This window comes from Leisingera aquaemixtae (assembly GCF_001458395.1).
Classification (GTDB): Bacteria; Pseudomonadota; Alphaproteobacteria; order Rhodobacterales; family Rhodobacteraceae; genus Leisingera; species Leisingera aquaemixtae.
The window spans coordinates 105,114-118,705 of sequence record NZ_CYSR01000030.1; the positions used below are offsets into that span (position 1 = coordinate 105,114).

Annotated in this window: 17 protein-coding genes; 7 read left to right on the forward strand and 10 right to left on the reverse strand. The window is 63.0% G+C overall.

The window, feature by feature from the left end; all coding sequences use genetic code 11:
- Window positions 1-74: 74 nt before the first annotated feature.
- Complete coding sequence (locus PHA8399_RS14110) at window positions 75-860, reverse strand: enoyl-CoA hydratase (RefSeq protein ID WP_058286764.1); 786 nt, start codon at window positions 858-860, stop codon at window positions 75-77.
- A 58-nt stretch (window positions 861-918) separates the two neighbouring features.
- Between PHA8399_RS14110 and PHA8399_RS14115 the strand changes: the two genes are divergently transcribed.
- A complete protein-coding gene (locus tag PHA8399_RS14115) occupies window positions 919-1,341 on the forward strand; it encodes a PaaI family thioesterase (RefSeq protein ID WP_058286765.1) in 423 nt (140 codons plus the stop codon).
- Here PHA8399_RS14115 and asd read toward each other — a convergent pair.
- From asd to PHA8399_RS14135, 4 genes are all read right to left on the reverse strand, one after another.
- Complete coding sequence (asd, locus tag PHA8399_RS14120) at window positions 1,338-2,228, reverse strand: archaetidylserine decarboxylase (RefSeq protein ID WP_058286766.1); 891 nt, start codon at window positions 2,226-2,228, stop codon at window positions 1,338-1,340. The genes PHA8399_RS14115 and asd overlap by 4 nt on opposite strands.
- Before the next feature lie 184 nt (window positions 2,229-2,412).
- On the reverse strand, window positions 2,413-3,276 hold the full coding sequence (gene speE, locus PHA8399_RS14125) for a polyamine aminopropyltransferase (protein WP_058286767.1): 864 nt from the start codon (window positions 3,274-3,276) through the stop codon (window positions 2,413-2,415).
- On the reverse strand, window positions 3,273-3,779 hold the full coding sequence (gene speD / locus PHA8399_RS14130; RefSeq protein WP_058286768.1) for an adenosylmethionine decarboxylase: 507 nt from the start codon (window positions 3,777-3,779) through the stop codon (window positions 3,273-3,275). The genes speE and speD overlap by 4 nt, the downstream gene beginning before the upstream one ends.
- A 245-nt stretch (window positions 3,780-4,024) precedes the next feature.
- Entirely contained in the window at window positions 4,025-4,258 is a 234-nt protein-coding gene (locus tag PHA8399_RS14135) for a DUF1127 domain-containing protein (protein ID WP_058286769.1), read from the reverse strand.
- A 96-nt stretch (window positions 4,259-4,354) separates the two neighbouring features.
- On the opposite strand from PHA8399_RS14135, the gene PHA8399_RS14140 reads away from it, so the two are divergent.
- The 6 genes from PHA8399_RS14140 (at window position 4,355) to PHA8399_RS14165 (ending at window position 9,220) form a co-directional block, all read left to right on the forward strand.
- Window positions 4,355-5,758: an aminotransferase-like domain-containing protein gene (locus PHA8399_RS14140; protein ID WP_058286770.1), complete on the forward strand. Its 1,404-nt coding sequence runs from the start codon at window positions 4,355-4,357 to the stop codon at window positions 5,756-5,758.
- A 165-nt stretch (window positions 5,759-5,923) separates the two neighbouring features.
- Window positions 5,924-6,382 (forward strand): 50S ribosomal protein L13, encoded by a 459-nt coding sequence (gene rplM, locus PHA8399_RS14145; protein ID WP_008554374.1) that lies wholly within the window; start codon window positions 5,924-5,926, stop codon window positions 6,380-6,382.
- Window positions 6,383-6,387: 5 nt separating this feature from the next.
- Window positions 6,388-6,873: a 30S ribosomal protein S9 gene (gene rpsI / locus PHA8399_RS14150; RefSeq protein ID WP_058286771.1), complete on the forward strand. Its 486-nt coding sequence runs from the start codon at window positions 6,388-6,390 to the stop codon at window positions 6,871-6,873.
- 165 nt (window positions 6,874-7,038) lie between these two features.
- A complete protein-coding gene (locus PHA8399_RS14155; RefSeq protein ID WP_058286772.1) occupies window positions 7,039-7,662 on the forward strand; it encodes a CatB-related O-acetyltransferase in 624 nt (207 codons plus the stop codon).
- Between the two features lie 134 nt (window positions 7,663-7,796).
- Window positions 7,797-8,165, forward strand: coding sequence for a group I truncated hemoglobin (locus PHA8399_RS14160; RefSeq protein ID WP_058286773.1), 369 nt, complete (start codon window positions 7,797-7,799; stop codon window positions 8,163-8,165).
- Window positions 8,162-9,220 (forward strand): adenylate/guanylate cyclase domain-containing protein, encoded by a 1,059-nt coding sequence (locus PHA8399_RS14165; protein WP_058286774.1) that lies wholly within the window; start codon window positions 8,162-8,164, stop codon window positions 9,218-9,220. Before PHA8399_RS14160 ends, PHA8399_RS14165 begins: the two co-directional genes overlap by 4 nt.
- A gap of 9 nt (window positions 9,221-9,229) precedes the next feature.
- Here PHA8399_RS14165 and PHA8399_RS14170 read toward each other — a convergent pair whose 3' ends face one another.
- The 5 genes from PHA8399_RS14170 to PHA8399_RS14190 form a co-directional block, all read right to left on the reverse strand.
- Entirely contained in the window at window positions 9,230-9,847 is a 618-nt protein-coding gene (locus PHA8399_RS14170) for a TetR/AcrR family transcriptional regulator (RefSeq protein WP_058286775.1), read from the reverse strand.
- Entirely contained in the window at window positions 9,840-10,709 is an 870-nt protein-coding gene (gene ppk2 / locus PHA8399_RS14175; protein WP_058286776.1) for a polyphosphate kinase 2, read from the reverse strand. The genes PHA8399_RS14170 and ppk2 overlap by 8 nt, the downstream gene beginning before the upstream one ends.
- 61 nt (window positions 10,710-10,770) lie before the next feature.
- The gene (locus tag PHA8399_RS14180) at window positions 10,771-11,724 is read right to left on the reverse strand and encodes an alpha/beta fold hydrolase (protein WP_058286777.1); all 954 of its coding nucleotides are present in this window, start codon (window positions 11,722-11,724) and stop codon (window positions 10,771-10,773) included.
- 1 nt (window position 11,725) lies between these two features.
- Window positions 11,726-12,643 carry a homoserine O-acetyltransferase MetA gene (gene metA, locus PHA8399_RS14185; RefSeq protein WP_058286778.1) on the reverse strand — a complete coding sequence of 306 codons (918 nt, stop codon included), beginning with the start codon at window positions 12,641-12,643 and terminating at the stop codon, window positions 11,726-11,728.
- A 59-nt stretch (window positions 12,644-12,702) separates the two neighbouring features.
- On the reverse strand, window positions 12,703-13,566 hold the full coding sequence (locus PHA8399_RS14190) for a hypothetical protein (protein ID WP_058286779.1): 864 nt from the start codon (window positions 13,564-13,566) through the stop codon (window positions 12,703-12,705).
- Between the last annotated feature and the right edge of the window lie 26 nt (window positions 13,567-13,592).

The following is a 13,592-nucleotide window of genomic DNA, read 5'->3' on the forward strand; positions in this document are numbered from 1 at the left end:
CTGGCGTCTTGAGGAAACAATAGGTTTCGATTGGTAAACAAAGCCTAAAGTTCTCCGAAAATTTTCAGATAAACTTACTCCTGCCAGTCCGGCGCGCGTTTTTCGATGAAGGCGGCCATGCCTTCGATGGTGTCGCGGTACATCAGGTTCTCGACGATCACCCCGCTGGTATAGGCATAGGCCTGGTCCAGCGGCATCTGCAGCTGCTCGTAAAACGCCTGCTTGCCGATCTTGACCGCCGCCCCCAGTTTCGCGGCGATGGTTTCGGCCAGCTTGGCGGTTTCCGCCTCCAGCTGATCCAGCGGCACGGCGCGGTTGGCCAAGCCCAGCTCCACCGCGCGAGCGGCGTCGATGAACTCCCCCGTGGTCAGCAGCTCAAACGCCTGCTTGCGCGGGATGTTGCGCGACAGCGCCACCATCGGGGTGGAGCAGAACAGGCCGATGTTCACCCCGTTGACGCCGAACCTGGTGCCTTCCGCCGCCACTGCCAGATCGCAGGAGGCGACCAGCTGGCAGCCCGCCGCGGTGGCGATGCCGTGGACCTGGGCGATCACCGGCTGGGGCAGCGATTGCAGCCCCGTCATCACGCTGGTGCAGCGGGCGAACAGATCCCGGAAAAAAGCCTTGCCACCATCCTCGGCGCTGCGCCCGGCCGTCATCTGCTTGATGTCATGTCCCGCGCAGAACCCTTTGCCGGCGCCCGACAGAATCACCACTTTGATGCTGCTGTCTTCGCGCAGGGCATCTATCTGGTCCTGCAGGGCCGCCAGCATCTCGTCCGACAGCGCATTCAGCTTTTCCGGTGTGTTCAGGGTCAGCCGGGCGATATTCCCCGTGTCGCAACGTTCCAGAATTGCCATCTTGCTCTCCTCCCAAGGGTTGCGCCAACTCTAGTCAGCGCGAAGGGAAAGGAAAAGCATGGCACTGGCATTTGATGTCGCAGGTCTGACGGATTACCTGCATGAGATCTTTCCGCAGGTGAAGGACGACTTTGCCATTGATGCAATGGATGAGCACGGCCTGCGGATGCGCCTGCTGACCGCGGAGCGGCACCTGCGGCCCGGCGGCACCGTGTCGGGGCCGTCGATGTTTGCGCTGGCCGATTGCGCGATCTATGCGCTGATCCTGTCGCGGCTGGGGCGCGAGGCGCTGGCGGTGACCACCAACTGCGCGCTGGATTTCATGCGCAAGCCGGCCGCCGGGGCGGATGTGATTGCCGAGGCGCGGCTGTTGAAGCTGGGCCGGGTCCTGGCGGTGGCGGATGTGCTGATGTATTCCGAAGGCATGGCCGAGCCGGTCGCCCGCGCCTCCATGACCTATTCGATCCCGCCCAAGCGCTAAAGCGCGGTGGCCAGCGGCTGGCCGACCTTGACCAGGGTTTCCCGTCCTTTGGCGCTGTTGGCCGTCAGGTCTTCGGCAAACCGGATCCTGCCGGGCTCAAACACCACCACCACGGTGGAGCCGCCGAACTTGAAATAGCCCTTTTCGTCCATCTTCTGCACCGCGCCTGTCGTGCGGGTGTTGACGATGGCGCCGACGCCAAAGGCGCCGACCTCGACAAAGCAGTAGCTGCCGAAGTTTTTGGTCTCGACCAGGGTCCAGCTGCGCTTGTTCTCGCCAAACACATCCGGCCCGGCCCCCAGCGCAATCGGGTTCACCGAATGCAGCGCGCCGGGAATGTCCTGCGCCGCTGTGATGCGCCCCGCGGCGGGGAAGTGGTAGCGGTGATAATCCGCCGGGCACAGCCGCACAATCGCCAGCGCGCCGCCGGTGAAACGCTCGGCAATGCCCGGCAGCATGGTGCGGACCGACATCGGATGGCCCTTGACCGGGACAAAGACGTCTTCGGCCAGTTCCGGGAACACCAGCACGCGCCCGTCCGCGGGGGAGACGATGTCCGCCGGATCATCGCTGAAGGGACGGGCTTCGGGTTTCAGGTGGCGCACGAAGAAGTCGTTGAAACAGCCGTAGCTGTCCGCAGGCGCCGTGGCCTCCGACATGTCGATCGACAGATCCTCGACAACCTTGGCAATCTTCCCCCTGGAAAACCGCGAGTCGAACCAGGCGCCCATCAGCCGGCTGATAAGGGCAGAGCGGAACAGCAGTTTTTCCACCGGCCTGGCGCTGGCGGTCTGATAGGCCCAGCGGATCCATTTCTCGCCCAGCACAACCTCTTCGAAGGTCTCGCCGGTCTCGCGGTCAACAACAAGGATGGGGTCGCGCTGCATTTGGCCTGCCACTTGTGAGTAAGGTCCTGCCGCGCCTAGCAAAGACTGGCAGTCAGGCCAAGGGGGATTGGCGCGCAACGTTAGGGCCGGGGCCGTCCAGCCCGGAAGGCGGGCGCGGGGCGCCCGGGCAAGAGTGGTACTCAATCCAAGAAAAAGGGGGCCGCAGCCCCCTCATGCCTCCCGCTTACGGGAACAGCTTCTTCACGTAGTTCGGCAAGGCAAATGCGGCCTTGTGGACCTCGGGGTTGTAATACCCGGTGTCGATCCCGGCTGCGGCAAAGCGTGCCTCCAGATCTTCAAGGCTCACGTTGCGGGCCTTGTCCGAATGGCTGCCCCAGCCGAACGCCATCGGCCCGCCGGCATAGGTCGGCACGGTCGCCAGATAACAGGACGCGTCCGCAAACAGCGCCTGGAACGCCCGCAGGGTGCCGGTCAGCTCATCGCCCTGCATGAACGGCACGCCGTTCTGGGTAACGATGATTCCGTCCTCCGTCAGCGAGCGCGCGGCGTGGCCATAGAACGTGTCGGTGAACAGAACTTCACCGGGGCCGATCGGGTCGGTGGAATCGACGATGATCACGTCGAACTTTTCGGTGTTCTCTTTCATGAACACCGCACCGTCGTTGATCACCAGGTTGAGGCGCGGATCGTCAAAGGCGCCATCGCTCAGCATCGGCAGATACTCTTTCGAGAAATCCACCACGCCGCCGTCGATTTCCACCATGGTGACATGCTCGACCGAGGTGTGGCGCAGCGCTTCGCGGGCCATGCCGCCGTCGCCGCCGCCGATGATCAGCACGCGTTTTGCATTGCCATGCGCCAGGATCGGCACATGGGTCAGCATTTCATGGTAGATGAAGTTGTCGCCTTCGGTGGTCTGCACCACGTCGTCCAGCGTCAGGATGCGGCCGAACTGGCCGTTTTGGAACACTTTCAGGCGCTGGTGCTCGGTGTTGCTGTCATAGAGCATCTCATCCACGCGCAAACGCTGGGCGTAATGCGCGTGCAGGCTCTCGGTGACCCACTCCTTCTTCGCTGCATCGGTCATGCCGCCACCTCTTTGGCGATCAGCTCCTCCCCGCGCAGCAGTTCGCGCACTTCCACCATGTCGGTGTTGAACGCCTCTTTCAGCACGCCGACGGCTTTCCACGGCTCGGCGTCGCCGCACATGAACACGTCAAACGCGCCATAGCCGATTTCCGGCCAAGTGTGGACGGAGATGTGGCTTTCCGCCAGCACGGCCACGCCGGACACGCCCTGCGGCGAGAACTTGTGGGTGTGGATGTGCAGCAGGGTGGCGCCGCAGACCTCAACACATTTGCGGAAGGCGTTCTGGATGCGCTCTTCGCAGTCCAGGCCGGTGCCCTTCATCACTTCGATGATCAGATGCGTGCCGGCGAACACCTTGCCATCCTTGCGGATGAAATGGTCTTCGCGGTCGGACTCAACAACAGCATCAAGATTCGCGGCAGTTACACCGCGGGCGGTATCTTCCTCATGGGCGCCTGTCTCCAGACCGATCCCCAGTTGGAAGAGGTTGGCGTCTTTCATGGCGCTCCCCTTCGTTCCAGCAGATGACAATCCAGACGGCCCTTAGCGCCCCCCCGGATAAGGGTCCGGGGTTGGGATCGGTGCCGAAAGTGAGGGGGCATGTAGGACCCATGAAAGATTCGTTCAACCTTAAATTTCCGCATAGCTGGTAACGCATGGGCGGGCGGCTCTGCCGGGCGGGGGCGGGCGGACAAAAAAAGGCCGGGGCGAACCCCGGCCGTCAGGTTGTTCTTTTGCCCAGGGGATCATGGGCGCCAGAACGGAAGAGTTGCTTGATAATGAGCGTCGGCACGGGACACGCCGATGTCCTTCAGCTGCGCGTCGCTCAGGTGTTTCAGCTGGCACCGGGTTCGGTGGCGCAGGCTCCATTTGGTGACCAGCACGGCAAACAGGACAGCCCACTGCGCCAGCACCGGCAGGGCCGGGCGGCTGTTCAGAAAGGACATATTCGATTGTGCCATTTGCGTGTGCTGTGCCATGGGAGGCTTCCTTCGTATTGTGTTGATACAATCCTGTTGATTTGTCGTGATGTTCTGATACAAAGGGGTAAGCGTATTGTCCAAGGATGGATTGTAATGGGTACAATTTGGCCGCAGAACCTGGCAGGGGCCAAGGGGCCGAAGTACAAAATGGTGGCCGACACAATCCGATCAGCCGTGGAAACCGGCGGCTTGAAAACAGGTACAAAGTTACCTCCGGTGCGCGATCTCGCGTATCAGTTGAGCATTACGCCCGGCACCGTGGCCCGCGCCTACAGCATTCTGACCGATGAGGGCGTGCTGGAGGCCGAGGTGGGGCGCGGCACCTTTGTAGCCGAAAAGAAGAAACCGGTGCCGGATGACGTATGGTCGCGGCAGCTGCATCTGGCCGAGGCGCGCGATCCCGGCCATGTCAGCCTGTTCAGCCCGCGGATTGCCGACATGGGGCAGGTGGCCGCGGTGCGCGAGGCGCTGCACAAGGTGGCCGAGGGCGACGCCCGGAAATTCCTGAATTACCCGACCCGCGACGCCTATCTGCCGGTGCGCCAGGCCGCCGCCGCCTGGGTGGGGCAATCGCCGGTCGGCACCGTGACCGAAAATGACATCGTACTGACACACGGCGGCCAGAACGGGCTGATGGTGGTGCTGCAAGCCATCCTGGAGGGGCCTCAGCCGGTGATCATGGTCGAGGACCTGACCTATGCGGGCTTCCGCCGCGCCTCAGAGCTGCTGAGGGCCCAGGTGGTCGAGGTGGCGATGGACGAACACGGCATCCGCCCGGATTCGATGGAGCTGGCGATCCGCAAGACCGGCGCCACCGTCCTGTGCACCAGCCCCGAAGTGCACAATCCCACCGGGCTTTACACACCTTTGGAGCGGCGCAAGGAAATCGTCCGGATCGCCCGCCGCCACGGCGTTCAGATCGTCGAGGACGACTGCTACCGCCTGGGCGAGGCGCGGGCGCCGGGCTACCGGGCGCTGGCGCCGGAACTGGCCTGGCATGTGTCCTCGATCTCCAAGATCCTGACGCCTGCCTTGCGCGTCGGCTTTGCGCTGGCGCCGGAGGGGCGGGCCGCCGATCTGCGGCGGGTGGCGGAATACGGTTATTTCGGGCTGGCGCAGCCGCTGGCCGATCTGGTCCGCATCCTGCTGACCGATCCCCGGCTGCCCGGGCTGGTGGACAAGGTGCGCGCCGAGATGGCCCGCTATGTGCGGGTGGCAGTCAATGCACTGGGCGGCTTTGACCTGACCTGGAACCCGGATGTGCCGTTCCTGTGGCTGCGGCTGCCCTCGGGCTGGCGGGCGGCGGCCTTTACCCGCGCGGCAGAGGCCAACGGGGTGCAGGTCCGGTCGGCGGATGAATTTGCCCTGCGCGACGGCCGCGCCCCGCACGCGGTGCGCATCGCCGTCAATGCCCACGTGCCGCTGAAGCGCTTCGAGGAGGCGATGCTGCGCCTGCGTGCCCTGCTGGACAACCCGCCGGAGCAGATCAGCGTCTGAATATATGGGGTAATATAATACCTATTTTGTAACGCTTTGTTTGGCAACGATTTATTCTTGATTGCCCCTGTTGACGCAGCATTGCGATCCCCGTAAACCCCCTCCATCGCATTCAGGCGGGACCGTTTTGGATTCTGCCTTCACGACAAACAGGATTGACCTGCCATGAAAACCTTCTCTGCTACTCCGGCAGATATCGAGAAGAAGTGGATCCTGATCGACGCCGAGGGCGTTGTTCTGGGCCGTCTTGCCTCGATCGTTGCCATGCGCCTGCGTGGCAAGCACAAAGCCTCGTTCACCCCGCATATGGATATGGGCGACAACGTCATCATCATCAACGCCGACAAGGTGCAGATGACCGGCAAAAAGCGTGACGAAAAATTCTACTGGCACACCGGCCACCCGGGCGGCATCAAGTCGCGCACCAAACAGGAAATCCTGGAAGGTGCACACCCGGAGCGCGTCGTGTTCCAGGCCGTCAAGCGCATGCTGCCGGGCAACCGCCTGGCGCGCCAGCAGATGACCAACCTGCGTATCTATGCCGGTGCCGAGCACCCGCACGAAGCCCAGGCCCCCGAAGTTCTGGATGTCAAATCCATGAACAAGAAAAACACCCGGAGCTGATATCGATGGCTGATCAGATCAACACTCTCGAAGAGCTCGCAGCTGCAACCGGTGTGGAAGCAGTGGCTGAGGAAACCATCGCGCGTGAGCCGGTTCGTGACGAACTGGGCCGCGCCTATGCCACCGGCAAGCGTAAAGACGCTGTTGCCCGCGTCTGGATCAAGCCGGGCTCCGGCAAGGTCGAGGTGAATGGCAAGGAAATCAACAAGTACTTCGCCCGTCCGGTGCTGCAGATGATCCTGCGCCAGCCGTTCCAGGTTGCCGGCGTCGAAGGCGAGTTTGACGTTTACGCCACCGTCAAGGGCGGCGGCCTGTCCGGTCAGGCCGGTGCGGTCAAGCACGGCATTTCCAAAGCACTGCAGCTTTACGATCCCGCCCTGCGCGGCGCGCTGAAAGCAGCAGGCTTCCTGACCCGCGACAGCCGCGTTGTGGAACGGAAGAAATACGGCAAGGCCAAAGCCCGCCGTTCGTTCCAGTTCTCGAAGCGTTAATTCGGAACATATCCAATTCGAAGGGGTCCGCCGCTGGCGGGCCCTTTTTTTGTGCCTGTTTTTTGAACCTGCCCGCTTTTGCCGAAATCTTTCAGGGTTCTTTTAGGAAGATTTTCTAATTTGTTTCCTGAATCGAGCGACCAGCAAGCGAAGGCAGGACAGATAATGGTAACACCGGAGAACCCCAAGACTGCTCCGATCGGCAACGGGCAGCTGGACATCGGCCGCCTCACTCATGGCTACGAGGATCTGGACATCCAGGAGCAGGGCGGCGGGGCCAATGTGTCCATTGGCGCGTTCTGCAGCATCGGTAGGGGGATGCGGATCCTGCTGGATGCCTCGCCCATGCTGGACCGGATCACCGCCTTTCCCTTTGGCGAGGTTTTCAGCGAAGAACTGGGCGGCGCCGGGGTGCACGTGCCGCGGCAGAACGGCGGCGATGTTGTCATCGGCAACGACGTCTGGATCGGTGCCAATGCCACCGTGCTGGCCGGTGTGACCATCGGAAATGGCGCTGTCATCGGCCCAAACGCCACTGTCGCCAGCGATGTCGGCGCCTATGAGGTCTGGGCGGGCAACCCGGCCCAGCGGGTGCGCAAGCGGTTTGACGACGCGGTCTGCGAAAAACTGCAGGAGCTGCGCTGGTGGGATCTGCCGCTGCCGCTGATCCGGGAAATGGCACCGCTGCTGTCGGCGCAGCCGACGGTTGAACTGCTCGAAGGCCTGCAGGGCATCGTTGCCGATCTGGTGACCTTCACCGACCAAGGCGCGGACGAAAGCGCGGCCTGAGGCCGGGCAGGGCTTTGCCCGCGGCAAACCGGCTTGATGTGCGGCCCGGGACCGGTCAGGTCCCAGGGCCGTTAACTTTTTGGCAGAACTGGCGTAACATGGGCTGACTGCTTCCTGTTGGGAGGACAGCTGCCATGCCGCAAACCATCTATGAGAAATACGGCGGGTTCAGCGCCATCAGCCGCGTCGTGATGACATTTTACGAGATGGCGCTCGAGTCCGATCAGATCGGCGACTACTTCGCCGACGTCGACATGGCGCGGCTGATTGACCATCAGACCAAGTTCATCTCCTCGCTCCTGGGCGGGCCAGCCTCCTTCAGCGACGAGCGGCTGGAGGCGGTGCACAGGGCGCTTGGCATCACCCATGAGGATTTCGACGAAATGGCGGCCCTGCTCAAGGAGGCACTGGAGCAGCACGGTCTGTCCGAACCGGATGTGCGCACCACGCTGACCGCGATCGAGGCCAAGCGAAACATCATCGTCACCAGGAACGCGGCATGAGCATTGCCGCCATCAATGAGCAGCTGCTGCGCGCGATTGGCGTCGGGGTGGCGGTGGTGCGGGCCTCTGACCTTGGGTTTGTCTTTCACAATCAGCCCTTTGCGGAATGGTTCGGCACGCCGGGCGAGGGCGCGGCGCTGACCGATGCCATCGACGGGCTGGACCGCGAGGATCTGGGCCCGCTGTGCGAGGAGGGGCTGCGCTATTCGGCGGAGCTGAAGATCAAGCGCAAGCGGCGCACGCTGGTCTTTGCCATCAACATCTCGCAGGCCAGCCATCTGGACGAGGCGCTCCTGGTGGTGGAATGCCAGAACATCACCCGCATCCGCGAACTGGAAAGCATGATCGACAGCTATTCCGCCATGGTTGAGCGCAACACCCGCGAACTGGAGCGCGAGAAGGAGCGGGTGGAGCGGCTGTTGCTGAACCTGATGCCGCGGCAGGTATATGAGGAGTTCAAAACCTTTGGCGTCGTCACCCCGCAGCTCTATCCCAAGGTCTCGGTGGTGATGCTGGATTTTGTGAATTTCACCGATTTCGCCTCCCGCACCGATCCGACGGTCACGCTGGGAGAGCTGAACGACATCTTCACCGCCTTCGACCGCATCGTCGAGCAATACGGCTGCGAGCGGATCAAGACCATTGGCGACGCGTATCTGGCGGTGGCCGGGATGCCGGAACCGATGCCCGAACACGCCACCGCCGTGGCCCATTGCGCCACCCGCTTCCTGCGTTATCTGGAGCGGCGCAATCAAAGCCACCAGCACAAATGGCAGGCGCGGATCGGGCTGGGCACCGGCTCCGCCGTGGGTTCGGTGGTGGGGATCCAGAAATACGTCTACGACGTGTTCGGCCCCGCGGTGAACCTGGCGTCCCGCCTGCAAGTCTTTGCCAATGCGATGAAAATCGTCGCCCCCGAAGAGATGAAGGCCGCGCTGTCGGAAGAATTCCGCGTCACCGACATCGGCCCCGAAGACATCAAGGGCATCGGCGAGGTCCATCTGATCAATGTCGGTGACGAGCTGAGCGCGCCGCAGCCCGCCAGCCGGTACTAACTGTCCGTTCTAGCTGTCCGGCTCTATCAGACCCAGCCCGCGTAAATAGATGCCAATGCCGCTTTCCAGCAGATCCTCGGGCGGAAACGGAGAGGTGGCGCCGGGAGAGTTGCGGGCATAAAGCTCCACCACCCCGTGGCTCATCGCCAGCACATGCGCCGAGAACATCGAGGCCGGCGGGCGTTTGTGTTCGGGGATGTGCTGGCTCAGGTCCGCCGCGGCGCGTTCCAGGATCTGCCGCGCGCGGGCGGCGGCATCGGCCAGCTCCGGCGTGCGGTTCACCGACACGCCGCTTTCGAACATGGCGATGTAATGGCCCGGATGCTTGCGCGCAAAGGCCAGATAGGCCCGGCCAGTCGCCTCGAACGCGGCCAGCGCCGAGGGCTGGTACTTGTCATAGGCGTGCTGCATCAGGTCGGCAAACATGATGTAGCCCTGGCGCGCGGCCTCGGCGATCAGGTCTTCGCGCCCTTCGAAATGGCGATAAACCGCGGCCGGGGTGACACCCGCCGTTTTGGCGGCCTCCGACAGGCTGAAACCGGTCGGGCCCTTGGCCTCGATCAGCTGCAGGGCGGCTTCGACCAGCGCCTGGCGCAGGTTGCCGTGATGATAACCGCGTTTAGGCATCCCAGATGTCCGGGCCTCCGCAAATTTCCGTGTCCAGGGCGCCGATGGCCTTGGCGTCCTTGTTGTCATAGTCAATGCCGCTCAGCACCGCGCGGATCGCCGCCAGCCGCGCCCGCCGCTTGCCGTCGGAGCGCACGATGGTCCAGGGAGCCTCGGGGCAATGGCTGCGCGCCAGGGTCTCGGAGATCGCGTCCGTGTAGGCGTCCCATTTCTCCAGCCCCTTGACGTCGATCGGGCTCAGCTTCCACTGCTTCAGAGGGTCGGATTCCCGCTTCAGGAACCGGCGCAGCTGTTCCGCCCGGCCGACGTTGAGCCAGAACTTGAACAGCTTGACGCCGTCCTCCACCAGCGCCTGCTCAAACCCCTTCACCTGGTGAAAGAACCGCTCGCGCTGGTCATCGGTGCAAAAACCGAACACCTTTTCCACCACGCCGCGGTTGTACCAGCTGCGGTCGAAGAACACGATCTCGCCGCCCGACGGCAGATGCTGGATGTAGCGCTGAAAGTACCACTGGCTCTGCTCTTCTTCGCTGGGTTTGGACAGCGCCACAACCCGGGCGCCGCGCGGGTTCAGGTTTTCGCGGAAGCGTTTGATGGTGCCGCCCTTGCCGGCGGCATCGCGGCCCTCCAGCACAATGGCGATGCGCGCGCCGCTAGCCTTGACCCAGGCCTGCAGCTTGACCAGTTCGACCTGCAGCGCCTCCAGCTCCGTCTCGTAGGTCTTGCGCGCCATCCGCTCCCGGTGCGGATAGCTGGGGGTGATGATTTCGTCCTTGTCAGCGGTCTGGATCGCCTTGCGGATCTCCTCCGGCGCGCCGGTCTGGTAGTAGCGGCTGATGGCCCCGTCAAATGGCAGCGTCATATGCAAAACCCTTCTGTCCCCAACACCTTATATGGGGATGCAGTATGGAATGTGAATCGCATTAACGCAAATCTGCCCGGGCGGCAGCGCGCTGCACCGCGGCGGCAACTTCATCGGTTGCCACGTGGTGCGGCATGTGGCCGATCCCCTCCAGCAGCGTCAGGGCGGCACTGGGAACATCCTGCACCAGCTGGCGCGCGTGGATATTGGGGCTGACGGTGTCATCCGCAGTGCCGTGGACGATTTCGACCGGGACCCCGATCCGGCTGTAAAGCGGTGCCAGCGCCTTCACCTCAGACAGCAGGTTGGCGCGCTGCCGGGCATTGGCCCGCAGCGAGTTGCGCCGCAGCGTCAGCCCGATGCCGAAATGCTCAGCATAGCCTTCCGGCACCGGCTGGGGCGCAAACACCGCGTCCAGCGTGTCCATGACGGTGGCGCGGGACACAAACGCGGTGAGGGCCGGGACCGCGAGGGCGCTGCCGATCCGCGACGACGTCACCTTGTAAAACGTGTCCAGCGGCGTGTCCCACGGGTGCGACACACCTGCAACGGACACCAGCGCCGCCAGCGCCTCCGGGTGGTCGACCGCCCAGGCCAGCGCCACCGCACCGCCGTAGCTTTGACCCAGCACCACAGGCTGCTGCGCGCCCAACTGCGCCGCGGCCTGGCGCAGCAGGTCCGCCTGCTGCCGGATCGTTGCGCCGCTGCTGTTCAGGCGGTCGGAATAGCCCAGGCCCGGGCGGTCGAACACCAGGATGCGGAAATCCCTGGCCAGCGCCGGCGCCAGCCGGAAGGTCATGTCCCGGGTATTGCCGCTGGAGCCGTGGATCAGCACCAGGTCCGGCGCGCTGCCCTTGGGCTGGCCCATCTCCACCACATGCACCCGGTGGCGCCCGACCACCAGCACCTGACCCTGCGGCGGGTGGCTGGCCTCGGCGGCGGCCTCGCGCCGTCCGGCCTGCCAGGCCGTCAGCGCGGCGCCGGTTGCAACAGCGAGGCTCAGATAAACCAGCATCCTACCGGCCGATCTGATCCAGCTCATATGGCGTGGTCTGGTAGATCTCATTGATCCAGTTGCCATACAGAAGATGCGCGTGGCTGCGCCAGCGGTTCTGCGGCTGCTGGCTGGGATCATCGTTCGGATAGTAGTTGTCCGGCACGTTGATCGGGGTGCCATTGGCCACGTCGCGGTCGTATTCCTGCTTCAGCGTATCACTATCGTATTCGAAATGGTTGAAGATATAGAGCGCGCGGTGCGCCTTGTCCTCCACCAGGCAGGGGCCGACCTGATCGCTGCCCAACAGGGTGCGCAGCCCCGGGGCCGCGTCAATCTCATCCTGTTTCATCTCGGTCCAACGGCTGACCGGGATCACGAAATCATCCGAAAACCCGCGCAGGTACGGCGAGGCCGGCGCCAGGTTCCGGTGCCGGAAGCATCCGAACGCCTTGTGGTCCAGCATGTGCTTTCTGACGCCATGGAAATGGTTGATCATCGCCATGCCGCCCCAGCAGACGCCAAAGGTCGAATGCACGTTGGTCTGGGTCCACTCGAACACCTCCTGCATCTCGTCCCAATAGGTGACTTCCGGAAACTCCAGATGCTCGATCGGGGCGCCGGTGATGATCAGCCCGTCAAACTTCTCGTGCTTCACGTCCTGGAAGGAGTGATAGAACTCCTCCATATGCTCAGCCGCGGTGTTCTTGGTCTGATGCTCGGTCATCCGGATCAGGCTCAGCTCGATCTGCAGCGGCGTGGCGCCGATCAGCCGGGCAAACTGGTTCTCGGTCTGGATCTTCTTGGGCATCAGGTTCAACAGCCCGATGCGAAGCGCCCGGATATCCTGCCGTGCTGCCTGATCCGGCGACATGACCATCACGCCTTCGTTCGTCAGAACGTCATAGGCGGGGAGGTCTGCTGGGATCTTGATGGGCATGTCACTGTCCTGATTTGCGGAAGGGTGTACGATATAGCGGAAGTTGAGAAATAGGCGGCTTAGCTGCGGGCCTCAAGGGCGGAGGCGATCAAATCCACGAAACCGGCCTCATCCTTGACGGCTGAGATCTGGTCGGCGGTGACAGTGATACCCCAATTGTCCGCCATCGCCTGATAGCGCGGCTGGCGGTGCGCCAGCGCCTGGGCGTAGGTCCAGCGGATAAAGGCATCGGGGTCCACATCGCCCTCAGCTATGCCATTTTCCTTGAGATACTCTTGCCAGACACGGTCCAGGAACTCCGGCTGATAGGACATCGGCTTGGGGGCGCGGTCGAACCGGCGCACCAATTCCTCGGTGTGGGCGTCGGTGCCCTTGATCCAGACCATCAGCGTGTGCTTGCTGAGTTCGGACATGATCTGGTCGTGGGGATCGTCCACATCCACCCATTCGCAGATCGACCCGCCGGTATCGCAGATGAAGTTCGGATAGCCATAAAGCTGCTGCGCACGGTCTTCGAAATACTCGGTGTCCAGCAGCGCGCGGATCTCGGCGACGCGGAACTGCTCTTGACGCCGCTTGTATTCCGCGATCGGCAGCCCGCCCTTGGCCACATCGCCCGGCTTGCCCAGATAGGCCGCGACCGGTGTCAGGTTTTCAAAGGTGATGTTGGAGCCGATAAAGATCGAATCCGACAGCAGCAGCTCCCGCAGGAACGGCACTTTCATGGCCTCGGCCTTGGCGTTGTCGGCGATGTATTCGCCCATGTAGCGGGTGCCGATGCGGTAATCGACGGAGTAATGGAACCAGCTGCCGGCCCCGCGCAGGACGTTGCTGACATAAGTTTTGCCAAGCCCGGACATGCCAAAGAACAGCACCCGTTTGTTCGGCGCCTCGCGCCAGTCCTGTGCGGAAGAGTAGAGCATTAGATAAGTAGTCCCTGAAGGTTTCA